The 25,680-nt window shown below is 73.0% G+C and carries 29 protein-coding genes; 7 read left to right on the top strand and 22 right to left on the bottom strand.

Annotation, left to right across the window (positions count from 1 at the left end; all coding sequences use genetic code 11):
* Positions 1 to 31: 31 nt before the first annotated feature.
* From pspM to QSK10_RS16920, 18 genes are all read right to left on the bottom strand, one after another.
* A complete protein-coding gene (pspM, locus tag QSK10_RS17005; RefSeq protein WP_285663808.1) occupies positions 32 to 841 on the bottom strand; it encodes a phage shock envelope stress response protein PspM in 810 nt (269 codons plus the stop codon).
* A gap of 37 nt (positions 842 to 878) precedes the next feature.
* Positions 879 to 1,721 carry a PspA/IM30 family protein gene (locus QSK10_RS17000; RefSeq protein ID WP_285663807.1) on the bottom strand — a complete coding sequence of 281 codons (843 nt, stop codon included), beginning with the start codon at positions 1,719 to 1,721 and terminating at the stop codon, positions 879 to 881.
* Positions 1,722 to 1,838: 117 nt separating this feature from the next.
* Complete coding sequence (locus QSK10_RS34305; protein ID WP_432705335.1) at positions 1,839 to 2,243, bottom strand: helix-turn-helix domain-containing protein; 405 nt, start codon at positions 2,241 to 2,243, stop codon at positions 1,839 to 1,841.
* Positions 2,244 to 2,309: 66 nt separating this feature from the next.
* Positions 2,310 to 2,798, bottom strand: a complete 489-nt coding sequence (locus QSK10_RS16990; protein WP_285663806.1) for a CinA family protein — start codon at positions 2,796 to 2,798, stop codon at positions 2,310 to 2,312.
* Complete coding sequence (gene pgsA, locus QSK10_RS16985) at positions 2,795 to 3,397, bottom strand: CDP-diacylglycerol--glycerol-3-phosphate 3-phosphatidyltransferase (RefSeq protein ID WP_285663805.1); 603 nt, start codon at positions 3,395 to 3,397, stop codon at positions 2,795 to 2,797. Before pgsA ends, QSK10_RS16990 begins: the two co-directional genes overlap by 4 nt.
* Positions 3,390 to 4,829, bottom strand: coding sequence for a 30S ribosomal protein S12 methylthiotransferase RimO (gene rimO / locus QSK10_RS16980; RefSeq protein ID WP_285663804.1), 1,440 nt, complete (start codon positions 4,827 to 4,829; stop codon positions 3,390 to 3,392). The genes pgsA and rimO overlap by 8 nt, the downstream gene beginning before the upstream one ends.
* A 37-nt stretch (positions 4,830 to 4,866) precedes the next feature.
* A complete protein-coding gene (locus QSK10_RS16975) occupies positions 4,867 to 5,364 on the bottom strand; it encodes a GNAT family N-acetyltransferase (RefSeq protein WP_285663803.1) in 498 nt (165 codons plus the stop codon).
* A gap of 37 nt (positions 5,365 to 5,401) precedes the next feature.
* Positions 5,402 to 5,854, bottom strand: coding sequence for a hypothetical protein (locus QSK10_RS16970; RefSeq protein WP_285663802.1), 453 nt, complete (start codon positions 5,852 to 5,854; stop codon positions 5,402 to 5,404).
* A gap of 36 nt (positions 5,855 to 5,890) precedes the next feature.
* On the bottom strand, positions 5,891 to 6,217 hold the full coding sequence (locus QSK10_RS16965) for a nucleoside triphosphate pyrophosphohydrolase (protein WP_285663801.1): 327 nt from the start codon (positions 6,215 to 6,217) through the stop codon (positions 5,891 to 5,893).
* A gap of 71 nt (positions 6,218 to 6,288) precedes the next feature.
* A complete protein-coding gene (locus QSK10_RS16960; RefSeq protein WP_285663800.1) occupies positions 6,289 to 6,483 on the bottom strand; it encodes a hypothetical protein in 195 nt (64 codons plus the stop codon).
* A gap of 326 nt (positions 6,484 to 6,809) precedes the next feature.
* Positions 6,810 to 7,004: a hypothetical protein gene (locus QSK10_RS16955; RefSeq protein ID WP_285663799.1), complete on the bottom strand. Its 195-nt coding sequence runs from the start codon at positions 7,002 to 7,004 to the stop codon at positions 6,810 to 6,812.
* A 179-nt stretch (positions 7,005 to 7,183) separates the two neighbouring features.
* The gene (locus QSK10_RS16950) at positions 7,184 to 7,363 is read right to left on the bottom strand and encodes a hypothetical protein (RefSeq protein WP_285663798.1); all 180 of its coding nucleotides are present in this window, start codon (positions 7,361 to 7,363) and stop codon (positions 7,184 to 7,186) included.
* Between the two features lie 126 nt (positions 7,364 to 7,489).
* Entirely contained in the window at positions 7,490 to 7,669 is a 180-nt protein-coding gene (locus QSK10_RS16945; RefSeq protein WP_285663797.1) for a hypothetical protein, read from the bottom strand.
* A 111-nt stretch (positions 7,670 to 7,780) separates the two neighbouring features.
* Positions 7,781 to 10,207 (bottom strand): FtsK/SpoIIIE family DNA translocase, encoded by a 2,427-nt coding sequence (locus QSK10_RS16940; protein WP_285663796.1) that lies wholly within the window; start codon positions 10,205 to 10,207, stop codon positions 7,781 to 7,783.
* Positions 10,208 to 10,242: 35 nt separating this feature from the next.
* Complete coding sequence (locus QSK10_RS16935; protein WP_285663795.1) at positions 10,243 to 10,821, bottom strand: hypothetical protein; 579 nt, start codon at positions 10,819 to 10,821, stop codon at positions 10,243 to 10,245.
* Between the two features lie 52 nt (positions 10,822 to 10,873).
* Positions 10,874 to 11,602, bottom strand: coding sequence for a maleylpyruvate isomerase family mycothiol-dependent enzyme (locus tag QSK10_RS16930; protein ID WP_285663794.1), 729 nt, complete (start codon positions 11,600 to 11,602; stop codon positions 10,874 to 10,876).
* Positions 11,603 to 11,612: 10 nt separating this feature from the next.
* The gene (locus QSK10_RS16925; protein WP_285663793.1) at positions 11,613 to 11,999 is read right to left on the bottom strand and encodes a DUF2784 domain-containing protein; all 387 of its coding nucleotides are present in this window, start codon (positions 11,997 to 11,999) and stop codon (positions 11,613 to 11,615) included.
* Between the two features lie 92 nt (positions 12,000 to 12,091).
* Positions 12,092 to 12,622, bottom strand: coding sequence for a GNAT family N-acetyltransferase (locus QSK10_RS16920; protein ID WP_285663792.1), 531 nt, complete (start codon positions 12,620 to 12,622; stop codon positions 12,092 to 12,094).
* 111 nt (positions 12,623 to 12,733) lie between these two features.
* Here QSK10_RS16920 and QSK10_RS16915 point away from each other — a divergent pair, with 111 nt between their 5' ends.
* Positions 12,734 to 14,764, top strand: coding sequence for an MDR family MFS transporter (locus QSK10_RS16915; protein ID WP_285663791.1), 2,031 nt, complete (start codon positions 12,734 to 12,736; stop codon positions 14,762 to 14,764).
* On the opposite strand, the gene QSK10_RS16910 is transcribed toward QSK10_RS16915, so the two are convergent.
* Positions 14,745 to 15,479, bottom strand: coding sequence for a TetR/AcrR family transcriptional regulator (locus QSK10_RS16910; protein WP_285663790.1), 735 nt, complete (start codon positions 15,477 to 15,479; stop codon positions 14,745 to 14,747). The two genes, QSK10_RS16915 and QSK10_RS16910, sit on opposite strands and share 20 nt — an antisense overlap.
* 72 nt (positions 15,480 to 15,551) lie before the next feature.
* On the opposite strand from QSK10_RS16910, the gene QSK10_RS16905 reads away from it, so the two are divergent.
* Complete coding sequence (locus tag QSK10_RS16905; RefSeq protein WP_285663789.1) at positions 15,552 to 16,490, top strand: ATP-binding cassette domain-containing protein; 939 nt, start codon at positions 15,552 to 15,554, stop codon at positions 16,488 to 16,490.
* A complete protein-coding gene (locus QSK10_RS16900) occupies positions 16,487 to 17,278 on the top strand; it encodes an ABC transporter permease (protein ID WP_285663788.1) in 792 nt (263 codons plus the stop codon). The genes QSK10_RS16905 and QSK10_RS16900 overlap by 4 nt, the downstream gene beginning before the upstream one ends.
* 107 nt (positions 17,279 to 17,385) lie before the next feature.
* Here the strand turns inward: QSK10_RS16900 and QSK10_RS16895 are convergent, their stop codons facing one another.
* A complete protein-coding gene (locus tag QSK10_RS16895) occupies positions 17,386 to 17,814 on the bottom strand; it encodes a CBS domain-containing protein (RefSeq protein WP_285663787.1) in 429 nt (142 codons plus the stop codon).
* 116 nt (positions 17,815 to 17,930) lie between these two features.
* Positions 17,931 to 18,491 carry a HEAT repeat domain-containing protein gene (locus tag QSK10_RS16890; RefSeq protein WP_285663786.1) on the bottom strand — a complete coding sequence of 187 codons (561 nt, stop codon included), beginning with the start codon at positions 18,489 to 18,491 and terminating at the stop codon, positions 17,931 to 17,933.
* A 158-nt stretch (positions 18,492 to 18,649) separates the two neighbouring features.
* Here QSK10_RS16890 and lanKC point away from each other — a divergent pair, with 158 nt between their 5' ends.
* The 4 genes from lanKC (at position 18,650) to QSK10_RS16870 (ending at position 24,781) form a co-directional block, all read left to right on the top strand.
* Positions 18,650 to 21,208, top strand: a complete 2,559-nt coding sequence (lanKC, locus tag QSK10_RS16885) for a class III lanthionine synthetase LanKC (protein WP_285663785.1) — start codon at positions 18,650 to 18,652, stop codon at positions 21,206 to 21,208.
* 37 nt (positions 21,209 to 21,245) lie between these two features.
* Entirely contained in the window at positions 21,246 to 21,413 is a 168-nt protein-coding gene (locus tag QSK10_RS16880; protein ID WP_285663784.1) for a SapB/AmfS family lanthipeptide, read from the top strand.
* A 63-nt stretch (positions 21,414 to 21,476) separates the two neighbouring features.
* The gene (locus QSK10_RS16875) at positions 21,477 to 23,096 is read left to right on the top strand and encodes an ABC transporter ATP-binding protein (RefSeq protein ID WP_285663783.1); all 1,620 of its coding nucleotides are present in this window, start codon (positions 21,477 to 21,479) and stop codon (positions 23,094 to 23,096) included.
* Positions 23,093 to 24,781 (top strand): ATP-binding cassette domain-containing protein, encoded by a 1,689-nt coding sequence (locus QSK10_RS16870; protein WP_285663782.1) that lies wholly within the window; start codon positions 23,093 to 23,095, stop codon positions 24,779 to 24,781. The genes QSK10_RS16875 and QSK10_RS16870 overlap by 4 nt, the downstream gene beginning before the upstream one ends.
* On the opposite strand, the gene QSK10_RS16865 is transcribed toward QSK10_RS16870, so the two are convergent.
* Complete coding sequence (locus QSK10_RS16865; protein WP_285663781.1) at positions 24,760 to 25,365, bottom strand: response regulator transcription factor; 606 nt, start codon at positions 25,363 to 25,365, stop codon at positions 24,760 to 24,762. The genes QSK10_RS16870 and QSK10_RS16865 overlap by 22 nt on opposite strands.
* Positions 25,366 to 25,680: the final 315 nt, after the last annotated feature.

The raw sequence follows: 25,680 nt of genomic DNA, 5'->3' as shown, positions 1-25,680 counted from the left end.
GGCGCGCGGGCGTGCCCTCGCGCCGGAGGAGTCACTGTGGAGGGAGAGTGGGATTCATGCCATTGTGCATGTCGCGCATCTCACCCAGGCCGTCGGCGAATCCCTTGAGCCGGTCGGCGGCGTCGGTGAGGCGGCGGACGGTGAGGTCCTCACCGCCGGGCACGACGGGTCCCATGGCGGCGCTCTCGGCGACGATCTGGGCGGCTCCGGCGACCATGGACTCGTAGGCGGCCACCCCGGACTCCAGGCGCCCGACGAGCTGGCGGTGGGCCTCGATGAGGTTGTGGCGCTGGGGTCCGCGGGCGACGTCGATGGAGCGTTCCACGCCGCGGACCTGGTGGGCCAGGCCGCGCAGCTGCTCGGCGACGTCGTCGACCTCGTCGACGGCCTCGCGGGCGGGGCCCTCCAGGCGGGCGACGAGCCCGCGGTAGGCGCGGTCGGCGGCTTCGAGGCGCTCGTAGGGCCCGCGGGCGGCCGAGCGCCGGAACTGGGTCTCGGTGCGCTTGCGGTGCAGGACGCCGGCGGCGGCCTCGCCGATGTTGTTGAGTTCCCCGGCGAGGGTGTAGACGCCGTGCTGGGCCAGGCGGGCGGTCTCGGCCGGCATGGCCTTGGACAGGTGCCGGTAGTCGAACCAGCGCAGGGCGGCCATGCCGATGGAGGCGCCGGTCAGCGCGGCCCAGATCGCGTCCGGGCCGCCGAGACCGGCGTAGGGCACCAGGACGGCCGTGGCGCCGCCGAACAGTCCGGACAGGACCGTCCAGCGGCGCGCCGCGCGCAACCTGCGCCGTAGTTTCTTGTACGGCTGGCCGAGGCCGGTGAAGCCCTGCCGTCGGGGATCCATGACCATCGGCGTCGCCGCCTTCCGTGCTCAGGGGCGGTCAGCCGGTCGAGGCGTCCTTGTCCTTCTGGATGCTGGCGCGGATCTCGTCCAGTCGCGAGACGCTGGCGCTGGGGCCGGTGTCCGCGGCGGGACCGGCGCCGACCGCCGGGGCGAGCTTGTCCCCGGACAGGCTGGCGCGGATCTGCTCCAGGCGCGCCGAACCGGCCATGTCCAGCGTGGACTTCTGCACCTCCAGCATGCGGCCCTCCACGGAGTTCTGCGCCAGTTCGGCGCGGCCCATCGCGGTGGCGTAACGCTGCTCGATCTTGTCGCGGACCTCGTCGAGCGAGGGCACGTTCTTCGGCGCGGCCAGCGCCGACATCGACTCCAGCGAGTTGGCGATGGTCTCCTGCATCTTGGCCTGCTCCAGCTGCGAGAGCAGCTTGGTGCGCTCGGCCAGCTTCTGCTGGAGCATCATCGCGTTGTTCTCGACGGCCTTCTTGGCCTGCTGGGCGGCGCCGATGGCCTGGTCGTGGAGGGTCTTGAGGTCCTCCATCGACTGCTCGGCGGTCACCAGCTGCGCGGCGAAGGTCTGCGCCGTCTGCTCGTACTTCTGGGCCTCTTCCTCATCGCCCTGCGCGCGCGACTTGTCGGCGAGCACCAGGGCCTGGCGGGCCGAGGCCTGGAGCTTCTCGACGTCGCTCATCGTGCGCGACAGCTTCATCTCCAGCTGGCGCTGGTTGCCGATGACCGCGGCGGCCTGCTGCACGAGCGCCTGATGCTGACGCTGCGACTCCTCGATCGCCTGCTGGATCTGTACCTTCGGATCGGCGTACTGGTCGATCTTCGCACCGAACAGCGCCATGAGGTACTTCCAGCCCTTAGCGAACGGATTCGCCATATCGCGGTCCTCCCTGCGGCTTCCCAACACGTATTCGTAGTACGTCTATGGTGTCAGGCACTCGCCACTCCACAAAATCGCCCGGCCTCTATCTCTCGGGCCCGTCCGACCAGTAGATTACGCGGCCACGCGCGCTTCGGGGGACGCGTGGCGCTCGCGGCGCTGCGGCGGGTGTGTGACGCGAGTCGCGGCATTGCGCGGTCGCAGGGCCGTCACGATGGCATCAGAGCGCACCGGGGACAGCCGCGCGCGGCGGACCTCGCGGAGCTTGTCGAGGCGCTGGGCGTCCTCGACGCCGGCGACGGTGCGGCTGACCTCGCCGAGCACGTCGGACAGGCGCGTGTCGAGGGCGTGGCAGATCGCGGCGAGGAGTTCCGAGGAGGCCTCCTTGTGGCCGCGCTCGATCTCGGAGAGGTAGCCCAGGCTCACGTTCGCGGCGGTGGACACGTCGCGCAGCGTGCGCTTCTGCGCCCGCCGGCGGTTCCGCAGCGCCTCGCCGATGATCCGACGAAGAAGCACCATCGCCTGCCCCCTTCACTGAGGTCGGTTACCCCGGATTGCCCGCCACGGTACCGCGCGTTCACGCGATCAGCACGCACGTGCCGCTCCCGGGGCGGAGAGCTCTTCACTGAGCAGCCGCAACGCCGCGTCGACGGCGTGGCGCCGGATCCGCTCGCGGGATCCGGAGAAAAGGAACGAGGCGGTGCGAACCCGCCCGTAAGGTCCGGCCACGCCCAGGCACACCGTACCGGCCGGGACGCCGTCGTGCGGACCGGGGCCCGCCACGCCGGTGGTGCCCAGGCCCCAGTCGGCGCCGATGCGGGTCCGGGCGCCGGTGGCCAGGGCGGCGGCGACCTCCTCGGAGACCACGCCGAACTCGGCGATCACCGCGGCGGGCACGTCGGCCATGGTCGTCTTGACCTCGGGGTCGTAGGCGACCACGCCGCCGCGGAAGACGGCGCTGACGCCGGGCACGCTCACCAGCTCGGCGGCCAGCAGGCCGCCGGTGAGGGACTCCGCGGTGGCCACGGTCTGGGCACGGCTCGCGAGGGTCTCGACCACGGCGGCGACGCTCACGCTCCGGTGCTCCCTTCGGCGGCGCGCCGCCCCTTCCGGCGCAGCGCGATGACCCTGACGACGTAATCGGCGCCGGTCACGATGGTGACGACCAGGGCGGCTCCCATGAGCCACGGCCCGACCGCCGCCATGGACTCCGGCCACGGGAACAGGTACCAGGCGATGGCCCCGATCTGGAGCACCGTCTTGACCTTGCCGCCGCGACTGGCCGCGATGACGCCGTAGCGGATAACCCAGAATCGCATCAGCGTGATTCCGATTTCCCGCACGAGGATGACCAAGGTCACCCACCAGGGCACCAGGTGGTAGCCCGACAGCAGGACCAGCGCGGTGCCGGTGAGGGCCTTGTCGGCGATCGGGTCGGCGATCTTGCCGAACGGCGTCACCCAGTCGTTGGCGCGCGCCAGGTACCCGTCGAGCCAGTCGGTGGCCGAGGCGACCAGGAAGACCCCGCAGGCGGCCAGGCGCCATCCGTCGTGGACGAAGCCCGACAGCGCGACGAACATGACGAAGACCGGGATCAGCACCAGGCGCAGCGCGGTGATCGCGTTGGCCGGGTTGACGACCGGGACGACGCGCCGCGGCCGGGCCTCATTCATGCGCCGACGTCTCCACCTTCGCCACGATGTCGACGCCGAGGCTGTCGACGACGGTGGCGGTGACGAAGTCGCCGGGCTTGAGCCCGTCCACGTCGCCGACGAGGGTGGTGGTGCCGTCGACCTCGGGGGCCTGGTGGGCGGCGCGGCCCTCGATGACCGTCTCGCCGTCCTCGTCCTCCTCGATGAGCTCGACCAGGACGCGGACCTCCTGCCCGATGCGGTCGGCGGCGCGCTGGGCGGCGATGTCGTCGACGAGCTCGGAGACGATCTCCACGCGCTCGGCGATGACGTCCTCGTCGAGCTTGCCGGGCAGGTTCGCCGCCTCGGTGCCGTCCTCATCGCTGTAGCCGAAGACGCCCACGGCGTCCAGGCGGGCCTCGGTGAGGAACTCCAGGAGCTCGCCGAACTCCTCCTCGGTCTCGCCGGGGAAGCCGACGATGACGTTGGTGCGGATACCGGCCTCGGGGGCGAAGCCGCGGATCTGCTCGCACAGCTGGAGGAAGGACTCCACCGAGCCGAAGCGGCGCATCCGGCGCAGCACGCTCTCGCTGGCGTGCTGGAAGGACAGGTCGAAGTAGGGGGCCACGCCGGGCGTGGCCGCGATGGTCTTCACCAGGCTCGGCCGCAACTCGGCGGGCTGGAGGTAGGACGCCCGGACGCGCTCGACGCCGTCGATGGCGGCCAGGTCGCGGATGAGCCGGTCCAGCAGGCCCTGCTCGCCGAGGTCCTTGCCGTAGGAGGTGGTGTTCTCGCTCACCAGGCTGATCTCGCCGACGCCCTCGGAGGCCAGCCAGGCCGCCTCGGCCAGGATGTCCTCGGGACGGCGGGAGACGAAGGCGCCCCGGAAGGACGGGATCGCGCAGAAGGTGCAGCGCCGGTCGCAGCCGGAGGCGATCTTCACGTGCGCGACGGGACCGCCGGTGAGGCGCTTGCGGAGCACCTTCAGGTGCGCCGGGAGGCCCTCGGCGTCGCGGTCGCCGTGCCCGGGGACGATCGCCGCGGCCGCCGGTCGCGCCACCGGAGTGATCGGCAGCAGCTCCCGGCGGTCGCGCGGGACGTGGGCGTCGGGGCTGGCGCCGTTCAGGATGGCCTGGAGGCGCGCCGAGATCTCCGGGTAGTCGTCGAAGCTGAGCACCGCGTCGGCCTCGGGGAGGCTCTCGGCGAGCTGGTTGCCGTACCGCTCGGCCATGCAACCGGCGGCCACCACCTTCGCGCCGGTGTCGGCGGCGGCGAGCAGGGTGTCGACCGACTCCTGCTTGGCGGCCTCGACGAACCCGCAGGTGTTGACCATGACGACGTCGGCCTGGTCGGAGTCGTCGGTCAGCTCCCAGCCGTCGGCGGCGAGCCGGGCGGCCAGTTCCTCGGAGTCGACTTCATTGCGCGCGCAGCCCAGGGTCAGGAGCGCGACACGGCGTGTTGCTGGTACGGACACCCCAAGAGCCTATCGGTCGCCTGTGACGGACGATCGGTCAGCCGAGCGATCGCGTGTAATACAGCTTCTGCTCGTCCTGGTGCGTGTAGCCGAATCCGGCCTTGGTGAGCACCTTCTGGCTGGCGATGTTGTCGTGATCGGTGCTGGCGATCACAGTGGTGAGACCGGCCACTCCGGCCAGTCCGGTGACCACGCCGAGGACGGCCTCGGTGGCGATGCCGCGTCCCTGGAAGCTCGCGGCGACGCCGTAGCCGACCTCGGTGGTGCCCGACTCGTCGGGCGGGCCGAACAGGCCGATGCCGCCGATGACGGTGCCGGTCTCGGTCCACACGATCTCGTAGGGCCCGAAGCTGCGGCCCAGGTCGTCGGCGGCGGGGTTGCCCAGGTACATCTTGGCCACGTCGACGTCGTCGGGCGCGGGCCAGCCGGGCGCCCAGTCGGCGTCGCCGGGGTTCCCGTCGACCATGGCCTGCGCGCAGACGACGGTGAACGGGCGGAGGGTGAGTCGCTCGGTGCGGATCACGGTGTCGGTCACGGCCGCATTTTATCCGCCGGGCGATCTTGAGAGGTGATCACACCTCGCCTTCGAAACGGGCGGCCAGATACCCCGCCCGATCGGCCTCTTCGCGCGCCGAGGTCAGGTACCGCGTCCAGGCCCGGGCCTCGAAGGCGACCACGCCCATCTCCCACACGCAGTAGGTCGGCAGGTGCCCGGCGCGCTCGACGGGCCGGTACTCCCCCGTGGAGTCCTCGTGGACGGTCTCCCACAGCTCGTTGTTCTCACGCCACGTGCAAGTCAGCAGCAGGTGACCGGCGCCGCAACGGTGGTGGATGACGAAGCCGAGCTCCCCGGTGACGTCGAGGCCCAGGACGGTCTTCTGCGCCAGCTCGGTCTGCTCGGGGGTGAAGACCGCGCCGGGCGGGGCCATCTCGTACCACTTGAGCGCGGTGCCGGGCAGGACGCCGGTGGCGCGGGCGTGCTTGGGGACGTGGGCGTAGTCGCGGGCGACCTGGGTGAGCGTCATGGTCGACACCTTAGGCGCCGTATGCGACAGGTCGTGTCAGCTACCGCCGGGCATGGCCGGCCACAGGCCCCGGGTGAACCCGCCACGCTCGGCGCGTTTGCCCGCGGCGGCCTCGGCGACCTCCCGGGGGCTGAAACCGAAGGCGGCGGTGAGCGCGGTGAGGACCTCGTGGACGTCGGCAAGCTCGCCGGGCGCGGCGCGCGCCGGCTCCTCGGTCTCCTCGCGGAGTGTGTCCGGCAGGGCCGGGACCATCTCCTCGGGGCCCAGGACGCGCACGTCGGCGGGGTGGCCGGCGGCGGCGGCGGCGATGATCTCGGGGATGCGGTCGCGGACGAGTTCGCCGTGCTGGATCTTGTCGGTCACGTGCCCATCTTCCGCCCGGGGGCGGTGTCCGTCATGGACGGCGCGCGAGGCGCCGTCCATGACGGTGCCGGCTACATCGGGGTGCAGCAAGAGCCCCAGCGGGTGGTGCCGTCGGCGTTATAGATCAGCCAGCGGTTGCCGTAGCGGCCGCAGCTGGTGTTGTTGATGCAGTCCTTCCACACGACCAGAGACGACGCCGTCGCCTTGGCGGGCGGGGCGAACAGGCTCAGGACGCGGTCGGTCATACGACCCATGGTCGCCTTCATCGGTGTTCCTCCTTGCTCGGGCGCGGACGCCCGCTCCGCGCGGGTGGGCCGTGCGGAGCGCTCTCCACTGTGGACGGGTGGGCCGTCCTGGTTCCGAGGCTAAGAGGCCGCCCGAGAGGGCGGCAAGGGCCGCGCGGGCATATGCGGTCTGATATGCGGAGGGCGAGGATCGCGCAGGTGGGGCGTTCCCCGAGCCCACCGGTGCGCCACCGCCGCAGGGGCCCGGAGCCGCGATACCGCGGTGAGGATCATGTGAGGCGGGGCGTGTGCGGTGAGGCGGGCGCGAAAACGGCGCCCGGAGTCCGGGCGCCGCTCTGTGCCGGGCCTCAGCCCTGCGGGACGCAGCAGGCGCCCCACAGGTGTGTGCAGCGGCCGGTGAAGATGTAGGTGCGGTGCCCGGTGTCCTTGCACGAGGCGTCGGCGACGCAGAACTCGTCGGGACGGCAGGACGCCCCGGCCGTCGCCGGCGGCACGAGGGAGCACAGCAGGCGGTCGGCGAGGCGCGTGGTCGGAGTCGTCATCTGGGTGCCTCCAGGCGGGACGGCTCGCCGGGCGTCCCCCGTGGACGCTTCGGCCGTCCCGTGTTCCGAGGCTAGGAGCGATCGCCGCCCGGTGGGGCGGCGCGGCGTGGCGCGTGTGCGCTCGGGTGTGCTGTGGCGATGCGGGCGGGGCGCCCGGGGACGCCCCGCCCGCGCCCGGTTCAGCAGCAGGCCTGCCAGTGGAACACGCAGTCGCCGCTGGTGTAGCCGTGGCGCTTCCTGCTCCGGCAGTTGGAGTTGGTGTAGCAGCCCGGCTCGGGCGGGCAGGCGGCGCGCGCCCGCTTCGGCGGCGCTAAGGCCGCGAGGAGCCGGTCGGCCAGGCGGCCGGTGAGAGTCTTCATGGAGCGACCTCCGAACGGGACCGCCCTCGGGCGTCCCCCGTGGACGCGCACACGGTCCCGTTCACCGAGGCTAGAGAACCGCTCCCGGCCGCACCGCCCCCGTATGCGGACCGGTATGCGATCGGGTCAGTTGCAGCAGTACAGGCTCACGAACTGGCAGTTGCCCCGGAAGTAGCCGAAGACGCGGCCGCTGGCACAAGCGCTGTCGTAGTAGCAGTCGTAGTCGGGGTAGCAGCCCGCCGCGGCCTTGGCGGGCGGCGAGACGAGGGACAGGACGCGGTCGGCGAGCGAGCCGAGAAGTCTCACGCGGGTTCCTCTCAGTGGGAGGTCGCGATCCACTGTGGACCACGACCTCCGTCACCGTAGGCCGCGATACCTGACATGCCCTGACAGCCTCAGGTCACGGGCGGGTAACCCTCACCCGCCCTTGATGGAGGTGAGCACCCCGGCCAGTTCCTCGGGCTTGACCAGCACGTCGCGGGCCTTGGAGCCCTCGGAGGGGCCGACCACGCCGTGGGTCTCCATGAGGTCCATCAGCCGCCCGGCCTTGGCGAAGCCGACGCGCAGCTTGCGCTGGAGCATCGAGGTCGAGCCGAACTGGCTGGTCACCACCAGCTCGGTGGCCTGGAGGAGGAGGTCCATGTCCTCGCCGATGTCGGGGTCGATGTCCTTGCGCGGCCCCTCGGCGGCCACCGCGACGTCCTCGCGGAACTCCGGCTCGCGCTGCTTCTTGGCGAACTCCACCAGGTGGGCGATCTCGGCGTCGCCGACCCAGGAGCCCTGGATGCGCTGGGTCTTGCTGGCGCCCATGGGCAGGAACAGCCCGTCGCCGCGCCCGATGAGCTTCTCGGCGCCCGGCTGGTCGAGGATGACGCGCGAGTCGGCCAGCGAGGAGGTGGAGAACGCCAGGCGGGAGGGCACGTTGGCCTTGATCAGGCCGGTCACCACGTCCACCGAGGGCCGCTGCGTGGCCAGCACCAGGTGGATGCCGGCGGCGCGGGCGAGCTGGGTGATGCGCACGATGGCGTCCTCGACGTCGCGGGGCGCGACCATCATCAGGTCGGCCAGCTCGTCGACGATGACCAGCAGGTAGGGGTAGGGCCGGTAGACGCGCTCGCTGCCCGGCTGGGGCTTGATCTGCCCGTTGCGGACCTTGCGGTTGAAGTCGTCGATGTGGCGGACGCCGTTGGCCGACAGGTCGTCGTAGCGGGCGTCCATCTCCTTGACCACCCACTGGAGGGCGTCGGAGGCCTTCTTGGGGTTGGTCACGATCGGCGTCACCAGGTGCGGGATGCCCTCGTAGGCGGTCAGCTCGACCCGCTTGGGGTCGATGAGCAGCATCCGGACCTCGTCGGGGGTGGCGCGCGCGATGATCGAGCCCAGCACGGAGTTGATGCAGCTGGACTTGCCCGAGCCGGTGGCCCCGGCGATGAGCATGTGCGGCATCTTGGCCAGGTTCGCCAGGACGAAGCCGCCCTCGATGTCCTTGCCGAGGGCCACCACCATCGGGTGGGAGTCGGCCTGCGCGGTCGCCGAGCGCAGCACGTCGCCGAGGGCCACGTCCTCGCGGTCGGTGTTGGGGATCTCCACGCCGACGGCGCTCTTGCCCGGGATGGGGCTGATGATGCGCACGTCGGGGCTCTTGACGGCGTAGGAGATGTTGCGGGAGAGCTGGATGACCTTCTCGACCTTGACCGCCGGGCCGAGCTCGACCTCGTAGCGGGTGACCGTCGGGCCGCGGGTGAAGCCGGTGACGGCGGCGTCGACGGCGAACTGCTCGAAGACCTCGTGGAGTGCGTTGATCACCACGTCGTTGGCCTTGCTGCGGGTCTTGGGCGGCGCGCCCTTCTTGAGCAGGTCCAGCGGCGGGAGCCGGTAGTCGCCCTCGGGCAGCGGCGGCTGGACGGCCTTGCGCGGCGGCTCGCCGTGCTCGGGTGGGCGGCGGGCGTCCGGGACCGGCGGAGCCTTGTCCTCCTCGGCGACGGGCAGTATCGGGTCGGGGTCGACCGGGTCCTCATCGAGGGGCAGCGCGTTGAGGTCGACGGGCTTGCGGCGCCTGCGGGAGGCGCGGGGGGCCTTGACGGGCTCCTCGCCGGTGTCCTCCCCGGTCTCAACGGGCGCGGCGGGCCTGCCGGTGGCCAGGGAGAACAGGCGGCGGATCCGCTCGGGGATCTGGTTGATCGGGGTGGCGGTGACCACCAGCAGCCCGAAGACCCCCAGCAGCACCAGCATCGGCACCGCCACGTAGGGCGAGAGCGCCTTGGCCAGCGCGCCGCCGACCACGCGCCCGATGGCGCCACCGGCGTGCAGCTGCCCGCCGAGCGTGGTGGGGCTGCCCCCGGCCAGGTGCAGGACGCCGATGGTGGCCAGCCAGATGGAGATCCAGCCGACGATCGCGCGGCCCTTGGCCTCCTCGCCGAAGGAGTGCCGGAACACGCGCACGGCCCCCAGGACGAGCACGACCGGCAGGACGATGGCGGCGCCACCGGCCAGCCAGCGCACGGTCTTCTCCAGGGCCTCCCCGACGAATCCGGCGGTGTGGAACCACACGCCCACCGCGAGGATCAGCGCGAAACCGACCAGCAGCAGCCCCAGGCCGTCGCGCCGGTGCGCGTGGTCGAGGTCGCGCGCGCTGGCCGCGCCCTTGGCGACCGAGCGGGCCGCCCAGCCCAGTGAGCGGGCGATGCCCGTCCAGAGCGCCCCGAGGCCCTTCACGAGCACTTCGAGGGGGCCCGGGATGGTCGCCTTGGGCTTGGCGGTCTTCTTGGCCGGGCGCCGTGCGGGGGCGCGGCGCGCGGGGGTGGACCGCTTCGCGGCGGTCTTCTTGCGCGTCGTGCTGGCCATGTGCATACCGTACCGAGGAACGACACCCGTGTCGTTCAGACGGGCCGCCGCACCGCCCGCCAGGTGCGCAGCTGCTCGGCGGCGAAGGCGGCGTTGGGTGGTTTCGGGGCGGCCGCCACGGCCGCCGCCAGGGCCTCCAGGCGCTCCTGCGGCTGCGCGCCGAAGGTGGTGGTCAGCGGCACGCGCAGGACGCGCGGGGAGTCGGCGGGCAGGACGATCAGGTGCGGCCGGAACACCCGGCGGCGCCCGGCGAGCATGCCCCTGGCGTCACCGCGCTCAAGCCCGGGCTCGGGCCCGAAGCCCTGCCCGAACCAGACGGCGCGGGCGGTGGCGATGTCGGCGCGCCGCCGGCGCAGCAGCACCCGCGCGGTCACCACCGTCCCGTCGAGGCGCACGCTGCTGCCGACCATGACGATCGTGATGAGGATCGACGCCCCGATGGCCGACGCGCCGGTCATGAAGGCCGACAGGACCCCCATGCCCTCCTGCGCGTTGGCCGACATCATCACCGCCGCTCGATAGAAGAGCCAGGCGAGCGCGGCGGGCGCCACGAGCACGCCGAGCACGAGTTGCGCGGCCTTGCGGGCGGGGCCGGAGGAGAAACGAACGGTCACGGGCACGACCTCCGCGTCCATGGTGGACGCGGTGGCCGCGCCCGCGCCTCGGCTATTCGGTCGCGTCCTTCATGAGCCCGCGCAGGACCGCGACGCCGGCGGGGTCGCCGGTGACGGTGAGGACCTCGTCGCCGGCGCGCCGCCACAGCCACATCAGCATGTCGGCGGGGGCGGCCTCGACGGTGGTGGCGGCCTCGCCGTCCTCGTCGATGACGACGCCCCGGGTGGTGGGCCGCACGAACCAGGAGCGGCCGCCGGAGCGGACCTCGATCGTGGGCAGGTCGGCCTCGCGGAACTCCTCGTACTTGACCGAGCCCCAGGCGAGCATGATCCGCAGGACCTCGTCGGCGCCGTCGAGGGCGAGGGCGTCGCCGACGGGGGTGACGGGCGTCCCGGCGGCGAGTTCGGCGTCGGCGCGGTGGACGGCGGTCTCCAGGGCCATGCGGCGGATCCAGAAGCCGACGGTCTGGTCGGGCTCGTACCAGGTGGGCGTGGCGGTCTCGGGGGTGAGGCGCTCGAAGTCGGCGGTGAGGGCGGCGTAGGACCGGTCGAGCAGTGGCCCGGTGGCCTCGCCGGACAGGTCGGGCGGCCATGTCTCGGGCGGCCCGGCCGGGTCCATTCCGGCGACCTTGTGGAGGTAGACGTGCGCGACGTGGCGGCGCAGGTCGTCCAGGGTCCAGCCGGGGCAGGTGGGCACGGTCGCGGTGGGGTCCTCGCCGGCGTCGCGCAGGAGTGCGAAGTCGGCGGCGAGGGCGGCGCGGTAGCCGGTCCAGTCGGGCATGCCGATCACCCTAGGCGGCGGGTGCGACACCGCGCTTGCGGCGGCGGCGAATGTGGAGATAGAGGACACCGGCCCAGGAGACGGTGACGACGGCGGCGACGAGCCAGCGGACCAGGACGGTGTCGCGCTCGGGGTAGACGACGCCTTCGATGTAGGTGTCGATGAACCCGCCGGGTCGCAGGCCGGCGTCACCGGCCTTGTGCCGGAAGGCGTCCTCCAGGTGGGTGAGCGGGCAGATCACCGGGAAGGCGATGGCGGCCAGGCCCCAGCAGGCCATGGCGAGGTGGGCGAACCACACGCGCGGCCAGCGCCAGGCGAGAAAGCCGCCGAGGGCGAGGAAGGCCAGGACGAGGAAGTGCAGGACCATGACGGCCTGCCCGGCGATCCGGAAGAACATGCGTCCAGGATGGGGGAACCGGTGGGCGGGCGGGGTTTCCGCGGCCGAATCGTTGCGGGGGTGAGGCCGGGCGTCCACACGGGACCGGCTCCTCAGCCGCCGACGTACAGCTCGGCCGGTTCCCCGTGGTGGTCGACCATTCCGGCGTAGCTCAGCCCGGCCCGCAGCGCGATCTTGCGGGAGGGCGCGTTGCTCGGCCGCAGGACGGCCGCCACGCGGCGGGCGGGGTCGGCGCGCGCGGCGGCGGTGACGGCGGCGTCGGCGGCCTCCTGGGCGTAGCCGCGTCCCCAGGTCTCGGGCCGGAAGCGGTAGGCCAGGTTGTAGGAGGCGAGGCCGCCGATGTCGGCGCGGCGGACGCCGGTGAGGCCGATGACCTCGCCCTCGCAGGTCTCGCGGACCGACCAGTAGCCCAGGCCGTGCTCGTCCCATTCGGCGATCCAGCCGTCGAGCCACGCGCGGGTCTCGTGGGGGTCCCCGGCGGGTCCGCCCGGGTTGTGCTCGTTGGTGCGCGGGTCGGCGTGGATCTCGTGCATGGCGGTGTGGTCGCCGGGGGCGGGACGCCGCAGGCACAGCCGCGCGGTGTGGGCGTGCGCGGGGCCGTCGAGCTCGTCATAGGTGGTCATCGCGGTCAGGCTATCGGGCGGTCCACGTGAGAGTCGATCACATCTTTCGCTCGGGCCTCACGGGTCCCATCACGGTGTTAGCGTCCCGTTACCACCAGTGAGGAGACGGGGATGGCGACGGACACCACGAGCCCGCCCGGCGCGGCTCCCGCCCTGACGCAGGCACGCACCCGGGTCGTGTTCTTCACGATCGTGCTGGGCATGCTGATGGCGGCCCTGGACTCCACGATCGTGGCCACGGCGCTGCCGACGATCGTGGCCGACCTGAACGACCCCGGCCAGATGGCCTGGGTCGTGACCGCGTACCTGCTGGCCGAGACGGTCTCGGCGGCGGTGGTCGGCAAGTTCGGCGACCTGTTCAGCCGCAAGATCATCTTCCAGTTGAGCGGCATCGTCTTCGTGCTCGGCTCGATGGCCGCCGGGCTCGCCTGGGACATGTCCTTCCTGGTCGTCTCGCGCGCGGTGCAGGGCCTGGGCGCCGGCGGCCTGATGGTGACGTCCATGGCGCTCATCGCCGACGTGATCCCGCTGCGCGAGCGCGGCAAGTACCAGGGCGCCATCGGCGCGGTCTTCGGCGTCACCACCGTCATCGGGCCCACCATCGGCGGGCTGTTCACCGACCACCTGAGCTGGCGGTGGTGCTTCTACATCAACCTGCCGATCGCGGTGGTGATGGTGCTGCTGGCGGCGCGCACGATCCCGGCGGTCAAGAAGCACGGGCATCCCTCGATCGACTACCTGGGCCTGATCCTGGTCGCCGGCGGCTCCTCGGCGCTGATCCTGGGCCTGGAGTGGGGCGGCGACACCTACCCGTGGAAGTCCGTCGAGGTCATCGGCATGTTCGTGGCGGCGGTGGTGCTGCTGGCGGCCTTCGTGTGGGCGGAGTTCCGCGCGAGGGAGCCGATCATCCCGATGCACCTGTTCGCCAACCCGGTCTTCACCGTCAGCTCCATCCTCAGCTTCATCGTCGGCTTCGCGATGCTGGGCGCGATGACCTACCTGCCCACCTACCTCCAGTACGTCGACGGCGTCACCGCCACCGCCTCGGGCGTGCGGACCCTCCCGCTGGTCGTGGGCCTCATGGGCACCTCGATCTTCTCCGGGACGGTGGTCAGCCGCACCGGCCGCTACAAGATCTTCCCGATCATCGGCACCGCGGTGATGGCCCTGGGGCTGTACCTGATGTCCACGATGGGCCCGGGGACGTCGGTGTGGCTGGAGTCGCTGTACATGTTCGTCCTCGGCCTGGGCATCGGGCTGGCGATGCAGGTCCTGACCATCGCGGTGCAGAACACCGTGCCCTACAAGGAGATGGGCTCGGCGACCTCGGGCGTGACGTTCTTCCGGACCCTGGGCAGCGCGTTCGGGACGGCGATCTTCGGCACCCTGTTCACCAACAAGCTCTCCCCCGAGCTGGCCGCCGCCTTCGCGCAGTCGCCGGGGGTCAACCCGCAGGCGGTGGCCAGCCCGACGGCGCTGCACGAGCTGCCCGCCGCCCAGACGGTGCACGTCATCGCCGCCTACTCCGACACCATCAACTACGTCTTCTTCTGGGTCGTGCCGATCGCGCTGCTGGGCTTCGTGGTGTCCTTCTTCCTCAAGGAGCTCCCGCTGCGCGACACCGCCCGCGCCGCCGCCACCGACATGGGCGAGGGCTTCGCCGCGCCCGACTCCGCCGACGAGCGCCGCCGCCTGGAGCGGGCCGTGGCCGGGGTCATCAGCGAGGACCGGGGCGCGGTGGCCGAGACGATCCTCGCCGACGCCGACACGTCCCTCTCCCCCGCGCAGGCCTGGCTGCTCACCCAGGTGCACCTGCGGGGCACCGCCTACGGGCAGGCGAACCTCTCGGCGATCGCCGCCTCGCACCGGCTGCTGCCGGAGATCCTGCGCCCGGCCTACATCGGCGTCGCCGCCGACGGGTACGTGCGCATCGACGGCGACGACCTCGACCTGACCGTCCTGGGCCAGTACGAGGTGGACAAGCTCGTCGCCGCCTGGCAGCGCTGGCTCGACCGCCGCCTGGGCGACTGGGACCTCTCCGACGACGCCGACCGCACCGAGTTCACCAACGCCAAGCGCGCGCTGGCCGCGCAACTGCTCAATGAGGACGAGGAGAGGTTCGCTACCGCCTCGTCGCGATGAGCGCCTCGATGCCGTCCAGCACCCGCTCCAGCCCGAAGGCGAAGTTCTCCGCCGGGCCGTGCGCGTGCGAGTCGGCGTCGGCGACCGAGACCACCGTCGGGTAGCTGGCGTAGTCGATGAGCCGGTCCAGGACCGGCGAGGTCTGGTGCCACCACTCCTCGCGGGTCTGCCCGGTCCGGCGCTCCTCCTCGATGACCTGCACCGCCGAGCGCGCCGCGCCCGCGACGTACCCGGCGACCAGGCTGATCACCGAGACCATCGCGGTGGAGTCCAGGCCGGTGCCCGACAGCGTCGACAGCTCGCGCTCGTAGTTGACCAGCGCGTTCGGGCCGATGGGGGTGCGCTCGGAGCTCGCCGCCAGCAGCCACGGGTGGCGCAGGTACAGCTCCCACAGGCCGCGCGCGACCGAGGCCAGCAGCTCCCGCCAGCCCTCCCCCACGGGCACCGGGCGCTCGCCGAGGGCGGCGTCGACCATCAGCGCGACCAGCTCGTCCTTGGCCGGGACGTAGGTGTAGAGCGTCATCGCGCCCACGCCCAGCCGCTCGGCGACCTTCCGCATGGACAGGGCGGCCAGCCCGTCGGCGTCGGCGAGCTCGATGGCGGCGCGCACCACCGCGTCGCTGGTGAGGCCCTGCTTGGGTCCGCGGCTGGGGCGTTCGGTGGCGCCCCAGAGGAGCTCAAGGCCCCGGACGGCGGTGGAGGTGTCGGGTTTCATCGGTGTCCATCCTAGATCTTCGTACGTCGTACGGTACACTGCGTACACCGTACGACGATCTGGAGGCTCCCCTTGAACTCCCCACCCCCCGCCCTGCGCGCCGAGGGCGTCGTCAAGAAGTACCGGGACGCCGTCGCCCTCGACGGCTTCTCGCTGACCGTCGCCGACGGTTCCGTGCACGGCCTGCTCGGACCCAACGGCGCCGGGAAGACCACCGCGGTACGGATCCTGGCCACCCTCCTGCGCTTCGACGCCGGGCGCGCCGAGGTCGCCGGGCACGACCTGTCGCGCGAGCCCGCCCGCGTCCGCGAGCGCATCGGCCTGGTCGGCCAGTACGCCGCCGTCGACGAGCTGCTGTCGGCGCGGCAGAACCTGCGGCTGTTCGGGCGGCTGTTCCACCTCTCGCGCCCGGCCGCGCACCGGCGCGCCGACGAACTGCTGGAGCGCTTCGGGCTCGGCGAGGCCGCCGACCGTCCCGTCGGGCGCTTCTCCGGCGGGATGCGCCGCCGCCTGGACATCGCCTGCGCGCTGATCCTGTCCCCGGCCCTGCTGTTCCTCGACGAGCCGACCACCGGCCTCGACCCGCGCGGCCGCGAGGAGGTGTGGTCGGCGGTGCGCGACCTGGTCTCCGGCGGGACCTCGGTGCTGCTGACCACGCAGTACCTCGACGAGGCCGACCGGCTCGCCTCGCGCGTGAGCGTGCTGGACGGCGGGCGCGTCATCGCCGAGGGCTCCCCCGACGAGCTCAAGGCCCGCGTCGGTGGCGACCGCCTCGAAGTGACCGTCGCCGACCCGCGCGAGGCGGAGGAGGCCGCGCGGATCCTGGCGCGGCACGGCGACCTGCCGCACACCGACGGCGAGCGCGTCAGCGTCGCCGTCTCGCACCGGGTGAAGGCCCTCACCGGCGCGGTGCGGGACCTGGAGGAGGCGGGCCTGGCGGTCGAGGACGTCGCCCTGCGCCGCCCGACCCTCGACGAGGTGTTCCTGCGACTGACCGGAGGCGGACGATGAGCGCGATCGGATGGGCGGTCTCCGACACCGTCTCCCTCACCCGCCGCGAGACGATGCACTGGCTGCGGCAGCCGTTCGCGGTCATCGTGGGCCTGCTGTTCCCGGTGCTGTTCTTCCTGATGTTCGGCTACCTCCTGGGCGGCGGCATGACCGTCCCGGGTGGCGGCGGCTACCGGGACGCGCTGATCCCGGGCATGTTCGCCATGACCATGATGTTCGGCGTCGAGGCCACCATGACCGCGATGGGCGCCGACGCGGCCAAGGGCGTCACCGACCGGTTCCGCTCGATGCCGATGTCGGCGGTGGCGGTGGTCGCCGGGCGCTGCTGCGCCGACCTGATCCAGTCGGCGCTGGGCCTGCTGGTCCTGGTGGCCTGCGCGGCGGTGTCCGGGTGGCGCTGGCAGGACGGTCTGGCGGGCGCGCTGGCGGCGTTCGGGCTGCTGTTGTGGCTGCGGTTCGCGATGCTGTGGATCGGGGTGTTCCTCGGCTTGATGATCAAGGGGCCGCAGGGCACCGCGACGGTGCAGATCCTGGTCTACCCCTTGGCGTTCCTGTCCAACGTGTTCGCCGCGCCCGAGAGCATGCCCGCCTGGCTGGGCGCGCTGGCGGAGTGGAATCCGCTGTCGGCGACGGCGGCGGCCGCCCGTGACCTGTTCGGTGGTCCCGGCTTCGGCGGCGACTCCTTCGCGGCCTCCCATCCGCTGCTGCTGGCGCTGCTGTGGCCCCTGGTCCTGACGGCGGTGTTCCTGCCGCTGTCGGTGCGCAAGTACCGCGGCCTCAGCCGCTGAGGCGCGCGGGGGCCGGGCACTCGCCCGGCCCCCGCGCGGCGGGAGGCGCCGGTCGAGGCCGGGACGGGAACGCAGCCCCGTCTCCCGGCGGCCTCGCGCCCGCCGGGTCAGTTGTTCGGCGGCGCCCCGTAGATGTCGTGGACGAACCCGGTGAGGGCCGCGTCGTCGAGGTGCCGGGCGAGGTCGGCCTCGCTGATCATGCCCACCAGGCGGCGGTCGTCGATGACGGGCACGCGGCGCACGCCGCGGCGGGTCATCAGCTCCAGCACCTCGGCCTGGTCGGCGTCGCCGCGCACCCAGGCCAGGTCGCCGGTGGCGAGCTCGCCGGCGGTGCAGTCGCCCGGGTCGTGTCCCAGCGCCACGCACTTGGTGACGATGTCGCGGTCGGTGATGATGCCCTGGAGCCGTTCGTCGGCCCCGCAGACGGGCAGTGAGCCCACCTGCCGCTCCGCCATCATCCGCGCCGCCTCGGCGAGGGTCTGTTCGGCGCCCACGCAGTCGGCGCCGGGATGCATCATGTCGCGAGCCGTGCTCATGGCCGAAACCTCCGTTTCGCTGCCGCGCACGGGCACCGTGCGGGCGGGCCGCACGCGCGTGTGAGAAAAAGGGCTCACGTCCAGGCTCCCACACCGGGCGGGGCGGCGAGGGCCGATCACACGTCCCGGTCGAGGCGCTCGCGCAGCACGTCCAGGGCCCGGGAGGCCGCCTCGCGGACCGCCTCGTCGGGATCGAGGAGCGCGTCGCGCAGGCCAAGCGCGTGCTCGCCCTCTCCCACCGCGCCCAGGGCGCGCGCGGCGGCGGCGCGCACGCGGGGCGTGCCGTCGTCGAGGAGGTACGCGAGGTCCTCGGCGGCCTCGCCGAGCTCGCGCAGGGCGGCGGCCTTGGCGCACATCTCCCGCACCCGCCAGGCCGGATCGCCCAGCCCGGCCACGACGTCGCCGCCGACGGGCGGACGCCACACGTACAGCAGCCCGCGCGCGCCCCACACGCGCGGCCAGTACCGGTCCTCCCCCGGCTCGGCCTCGCGTTCCAGCTCCCAGCGGGCCACGCGCCCGCCCAGCCACAGCAGGGAGGGCAGTTCGGGATCGTCGAAGGCGGCGCGGGCGGCGAGCAGGTCGCCGCACCAGGCGGCGATCTCGTCCTCGCCGAAGACGGCGGCGGCGCCGCGCAGCAGATCGCGCGGGGACGCCGCCAGGTCGGCCGGCTCGCTCATGGCACCTCCAGGTGGGTCACCGCCCGTTCTACCAGGCACCTGTGACACGGCGTCCATTTCGCACGGTTAACGCGCACGTTAGCGCCGTGGGTTTCTCACGAAAGGGACATGACAGCGCACACTATCCGTCACCGGCCGGTACCGGAACGATGGTCTTCATGGACGCCCGATACGAAGCATTCGCCATGGCCGACCCGGTCTTCTACGACGCGATGCACTCGACGTCGACGGCCGGTGAATCCTTCGCCATCGCGGCCCGTCCCCTCCCCGAAGGCTGGCGCCGCTACGAGCAGGACGACTGGTTCGTCTTCCAGCCCGAGCGCACCCACGCCCGCGAGCAGGGCTGGAAGATCCACGCCTCGGCGGCCCTCGACGTCGGCGAGAAGGTCCTGGAGGCGGTGTGGGACTACTGCACCGCCAAGGGCATCGGCTTCAAGTTCCTGCGCTCCCGCGCCGCGCTGTCGGCCCGGGTCTCCAAGTACGCCCCGCGCGGCTACGCCGGGAAGCTGGTGACGATCTACCCGGCCTCCGACCAGGAGTGCGAGGCGATCCTCACCGAGCTCGGCGCGATCCTGGACGGCACGCCCAACCCGTACATCCTCAGCGACCTGCGCTGGGGCGAGGGCCCGCTGTTCGTGCGCTACGGGGCGTTCACCAACCGCTACGTGGTCAACGACAAGGGCGACGTGGTCCCCGCGATCGCCGCCCCCGACGGCACGATGGTGCCCGACCGCCGCGACCCGGTCTTCTACACCCCGCCGTGGGTGGAGCTGCCGGACTTCCTCCAGCCGGCGATGGCCGCGCGCCAGGCCGTCACGGTCACCGACCTGCCCTACGCGATCGACCGCGTCATCCACTTCTCCAACGGCGGCGGCATCTACGTGGCCACCGACAACCGCACCGGCGAGCGCGTGGTGCTCAAGGAGGGCCGCCCGCACGCGGGCCTGGACTCCGACGGCAACGACGCGGTCCGGCGGGTCGAGCACGAGCACGCGGTGCTGACCCGGCTGGCGGGCATCCCGGGTGTGCCGCGCGTCCACGACCTGTTCGGCGTCGGCGAGCACAAGTTCCTGGCGATGGAGTTCGTCGAGGGCGATGTGCTGTCCAAGGCGCTGGTGATGAAGTACCCGCTGATCGACGCCAAGGCGACCCCGGAGGACTACGCGGCCTTCACCGCGTGGGCCACCGACGTGCACGCCAAGGTCGCCGCGACGATCCACGCGATCCACGAGCGCGGCCTGGTCTACGGCGACCTGCACCTGTTCAACGTGATCGTCACCGAGGACGGCGTGGTGCGGCTGCTCGACTTCGAGGTCGCCACCGAGATCGACTCCGGTGTGCGGGCGGGCCTGGGCAACCAGGGCTTCGCGCCGCCGTACGGGACGACGGGCGTGGAGGCCGACGAGTACTCCCTGGCGTGCCTGCGGCTGGCGCTGTTCCTGCCGATGACGAACCTTTTGTGGCTGCACCGGGCGAAGGCGCGGCACTTCGCCGCCATCGCCGCCGAGTGCTTCCCGGTGGACCGGGCGTTCCTGGACGCCGGCGCCGACGTGATCTCCCCGGACACCTACGAGACGCCGCCGGTGCTGGACCCCGATGACTGGCCGGGCCTGCGCGACTCGCTCGCCAAGGCGATTCTGGCCACCGCGACCCCCGAGCGCGACGACCGGCTGTTCCCCGGCGATCCCGAGCAGTTCGCCATCGGCGGCCTCGGCCTGGCCAACGGCGCGGCGGGCGTCCTGTACGCCCTGCACGCCACCGGCGCCGGCCGCCACGAGCAATATGAGGAGTGGCTGCGGTCGCGGGCACTGAACCCGCCCGGCGGGACCCGGCCGGGTCTCTACGATGGGCTGCACGGGACCGCGCACGTCCTGGAGGTCCTCGGGCACCGGCAGCCGGCCCTCGACGTCCTGGCGATCTGCCTCGGCGAGGACTGGGAGTCGCTGGGACCGGACCTGGCCACCGGCCTGTCGGGTGTCGCGCTGAACCTCCTCGACGCCGCCGAACGCACCGGCGAGCCGGGCCTGCGCGACGCCGGGCTGCGCGCCGCCGACCTCGTCGCCGCGCACGCTCTCGCCGATGACGGCACCGCCACCCTCAGCGGCGGCACGAACCCCTACGCGGGCCTCATGCGGGGCCGCTCGGGTCAGGCGCTGGCACTGCTGGCGGCCTTCGACGCCACCGGCGACGCCGGGTTCCTCGACGCCGCCGCGCGCGCCCTGCGCGGTGACCTGCGCTGCGCGGCCGTCCGCGACAACGGTTCGATGGAGATCGACGAGGGCTGGCGCACCATGCCCTACCTCGACGTCGGCGGCGCCGGGCTGGGCATCGCGCTCAACGCGTACCTGGCGCGCGCCCACGACGACGAGTTCGCCGCGGCGATCCCCCGCATCGAGCTGGCCTCGTCCTCGCGGATGTACATCCTCCCGGGCCTGTTCAGCGGCCGCGCCGGCATCGCGCATTGGCTGGCGCTGCGCGACCGGAACGACCCGCGGGTCCGCCGCCACATCGCCGACCTCGCCTGGCACGCGCTGCCCTACGGCGGCGGGCTGTCGTTCCCCGGTACGGCACTGCTGAGGCTGTCCTCGGACCTGGCCACCGGCACCGCAGGGGTGCTGCTGGCCGCCGGATCGGCGCTGCACGAGGAGCCCGTCGGGCTTCCGCTGCTGCCGGTCCCCACGATCCCCGCGCCTCCCGGCGCGGTGCACCAAAGGTAAGAAACCCCCAGCAAGACCCCATCAAAAGGAGACCATCATGGCTCTGCTCGACCTTCAGGGCATGGAGAACACCCCCACCTACGGCGGCGGCGGAAGCAGCCACGGCGGCGGTTCGTCCGCCTCGGGCCACAGCTGCCCCAGCAACCTCTCCGCGCTGCTGTGCGGCGGGACCAGCGGCCTCTCCGTGACGCTCTGCCACCCGTAACGATCACCGCGGCGGCCCCGTCTCCACAGGGGGCCGCCGCTCCCTTCCCTTCCTGGAGGACTGATGCGCGAGGCGATCCCCCGGCGCGGACGATGGCGGCTGCCCGTCATCGGTCTCTGCGCGCTCGCCGGTACGGGGGTGTCGCTGGCGCTTCCGGCGGTCCTCGGCCGGGTGGTGGACGCCCTCGGCGACCGGAGTCTCCTCTTCCTCGCGGCGCTCCTGATCGCCGGGGGCGTGGCCGTGGACCTGCTGGACGTGTACCTGTCGGCCGGTTTCCTCGCCGACGCCACCGCGTCGCTGCGCCGCGGGATCGTGTCGCACCTGCTGGCCCTGCCGCCGTCGGGGACGGCGCGTTTCGGGACCGGCGACCTGGTGGCCCGGGTCAGCGGCAACGCCGCCGAGGCCGCCGGGGCCGCACCCCAGATCGTGGGCCTGATCGCCTCGGCGGTGCCGCCACTGGGCAGCCTGGTGCTGCTCGCGCTCATCGACGTCTGGCTCGCGGCCGCGTTCCTGGTCGGCGTGACCGCGATCGTGCTCGTCCTGCGCACCTACACACGCCGCACCACCGAGGCGGTCGCCGGTTACCAGCGCGTGCAGGGCGAGATCGCCGGGCTGCTCGCCGAGTCGCTGACCGGAGCGCGCACGATCGCCGCGGCGGGGACGGCCGATCGCGAGCGCGAACGGGTCCTGGGCCCGCTGCCCGAGCTGCACCGGCACGGGCGCCTGACCTGGCGGGTCCTGTCGGCGACCGGGGCCAAGGCCGCGGTCGCCGGCCCGCTGGCGCTGGTGGCGGTGCTGGCGGTGGCCGGATGGGCGCTGTCGCGGCACCGGATCACCCCCGGCGAGCTGTTCGCCGCCGCGCAGTACGCCGCCCAGGGCGCCGGGCTCGGCGGCCTCACGGGGCTGCTGGGCGGGCTGGCGCGGGCGCGGGCGGCGACCGGCCGCGTCCGGGAGGTCCTCGACGCGCCCGCCTTCGAGCACGGCGACGCTGTTCTGCCGGCCGCGCCGGGCCGCCTGGAGCTGCGCGGCGCGACGGTGACCGGCGTGCTGACCGATGTGGACCTCGACCTGCCCGGCGGGAGCCTCACCGCCGTCGCCGGGCGTTCCGGGTCGGGCAAGTCGACCCTGGCGGCGCTGTGCGCGCGGCTGCGCGACCCCGACGAGGGCGCGGTCCTGCTCGACGGCGTCCCGCTGCCCGAGCTCACCGAGGACGCCCTGCGCGCGGCCATCGGCTGCGCCTTCGAGCGTCCCGTCCCCGTCGGCGCCACCGTCGCCGAGGCCATCGCCTGCGGGCGCGGCATCGACGTGACGGCCGCCGCGCGGGCCGCCGACGTGCACGACTGGGCCACCCGGCTCCCCGAACGCTACGACACCCCCCTCGACGAGGCGCCCCGCTCCGGCGGTGAGACGCAGCGTCTGGGGCTGGCCCGCGCCTGGCCCGCCGGGCGGCTGCTGGTCCTCGACGACGCGATGTCCAGCGTGGACACCGTCACCGAGCTGCGCATCGGGCGCGCGCTGACCCGCGATCACGGCGGCCGCACCCGCCTCGTGGTCACCCACCGCGCGCAGACCGCCGCGCGCGCCGATCGCGTCGTGTGGCTCGACGACGGGCGCGTGCGCGCCGTCGCCCCGCACGCCGAGCTGTGGGCCGAGGCCGACTACCGGGCGGTGTTCGGCTCATGAGACGCGCCCTGCTGTACGGACTGCGGTCGCTGCGCGCCGGTCCCCTCGCGCGCTTCCTGCTGTGGTCGGCGCCGGAGGCGCTGCCGGCCGCCGTCGCCGGTCTGGCGATCGCGCGGGCCGTCGACGACGGCTTCCTCGCCGGGCGGCCCGGCGTCGGGATGCTGTGGCTGGCGGCGCTGCTGGCGGCCTCCGGCGCGGGCGCGTTCGGCGCCGCGCAGGTCTACCGCCGCCTGGGCGACCTGACCGAGCCGTTCCGCGACGGCCTCGTCCGCGTCGTGGTCGACGGCGCGCTGCGCCGCGCCACCGCCGGGCTCGACCACGAGGGCGCGCTGGCGCGGCTGACGCACCAGGCCGAGATCGCCCGCGACTCCTACGCCGGGCTGCTGGTGCTGGTCCGCTCCTTCGCGGTCACCACCGTCGGCGCGGTCCTCGGGCTGGCCTCGGTGGCCGCGCCGGTGCTGGCCTGGGTGCTCCCGCCGTTCCTGCTGGGCCTGGCCGGGCTGCTGCTGTCACTGGGTTTCGCCGCCCGCCGCCAGTACGCCTACGTGCGCGGCGACGAGCGCCTGTCGGCCGTCGCGGCGTCCACACTGGCCGCCGCCCGCGACCTGACCGCCACCGGCGCCCGGGGCTGGGCCGCCGAACGCGTCGGGGAGGCCGCCGACGCCCAGGCCCGCGCGGAGAAGGCCCTGGCCTGGGTCACCGCGCTGCGCGTGCTCTGCCTGGCCATCGGCGGCGCCGGTCCCCTGCTGGCGCTGCTGGCGGCCGGCCCCTGGCTGCTGGCGCGGGGTGTGGGCACCGGCGCGATCATGGGCGGGCTCACCTACGTCCTCATGGGACTGCGGCCCGCGCTGGGCGCCCTCGCCCAGGGCCTGGGCGCCGGCGGGCTGCGCTTCGCCGTCACCCTCGGGCGGCTCCTGGACGCCGCCGACGCCCCTCCGGCCGATCCGCCGCAGGTGGTGGCGGGCGGCGGCAGCGCGGTCTCCACACGCGGCCTGACCTTCGCCTACGGACCCCACGCCGCGCCCGTGCTGCGCGGCCTCGACCTCGACCTGCGCGAGGGGGAACGGCTGGCCGTGGTCGGCCCCAGCGGCATCGGCAAGTCCACCCTGGCCGGTCTCGTCTGCGGGCTGCTCACCCCCGGCGCCGGGACGGTGACCATCGACGGCGTCGACGCCCGCGAGGCGCGCGGGCAGCGCGTGCTCATCCCCCAGGAGGCGCACGTCTTCACCGGCACCCTCGCCGAGAACATCGCCTACCACCACCCCGGGGCCACCGCCGCGCAACTGGACGCCTCCATCGACGCCGTCGGCGCCCGCGACCTCGTCGAGCGGCTCGGCGGGCCCTCCGCCGTCCTTTCCCCGGCCGAACTGTCGGCCGGCGAGCGGCAGCTCATCGCGCTGGCCCGCGCGCACCTGTCACCGGCTCCCCTGGCCGTCCTGGACGAGGCCTGCTGTCACCTGGACCCGGCCGCCGAGGAGCGCGCCGAGGGCGCCTTCGCCGAACGCGGGACCCTCATCGTCATCGCCCACCGGGCGGGTTCGGCGCTGCGCGCCGACCGGGTGCTGGTGCTCGACGGCGAGGAGGCGGTACTGGGCGCGCGGGACGAGGTGATCGCCCGCTCGCCGCTGTTCCGGGACCTGCTGGGGCACTGGGAGCACGATGCTCAAATCCATCCGGCGTCCTGAGCGATGCGGACGGCCTCGATGCGGGTGCGCGCACCGGTCTTGGCCAGCGCGCGGGAGAGGTAGTTGCGCACCGTCCCCGCCGAGAGGTAGAGGCGCTGCGCGATCTCGCTGGTGGGAGAGCCGTGCGCGGCCAGCTCCAGGACCTCCCGCTCGCGGTCGGTGAGCGGGTTGCCGGGCGCGGTGAGCACGGCCAGGGCGAGGTCGGCGTCCAGGACGGCGCGGCCTCCGGCGAGGTCGCGAATGCCGTCGATGAGGCGTTCGGGCGAGACGTCGGTGCCGATCATGCCGACGCGGGGGCCGAGGGCACCGGCGGCGTGCCGGACGGCGGCGTGGCGCTCCATCAGCAGCAGCACGCCCGCGCCGGGCGCGGCCTCACCGATGCGGGCGCATAATTCGTCGACGGGGACGCCGGGCAGCTCGGCGTCGAGCACGACGACGGCGGGGTCTTCGGCGCGTGCGGCGGCGACCAGGTCCTCGCCGCCGGTGTGTTCGGCGATCACGTGGAGGTCGTCGACCTGGGACAACACGGTGGCGAGCGCCTCGCGCCACACCGTGCGTCGTTGTCCGAGCAGTATGCGAATCAAGGCGGGTCCCGACCTTCGTCCATCGAACTCGTCCCCGGAGAGGGCATTCTCACCAGGCATTGGCGGGCCGGAGAATTTCAGGGCCATATTGGGCGTGCCTCACACAAGCCTTGGGAACGGGCCTTCACTCCGAGCCTAATGCGCCGGATACCCAACCGTCAAATTCCCATTCTCCGCACTGAGAAGTGTTTTCACTCGAACGAGTGACCCTGCAATTAGTTACGGCCTGCCACTGTCGGATCAACGACACTAGATGCGTGAGCAGCGAAGACGGAGGTCATCGATCACCCGGACGTAACGCGGCGAAACTCCCAG

Origin of the sequence: Actinorhabdospora filicis, from assembly GCF_030269765.1 — a bacterium.
Classification (GTDB): domain Bacteria; phylum Actinomycetota; class Actinomycetes; order Mycobacteriales; family Micromonosporaceae; genus Actinorhabdospora; species Actinorhabdospora filicis.
This window is presented reverse-complemented; position numbering and strand designations above follow the sequence as displayed.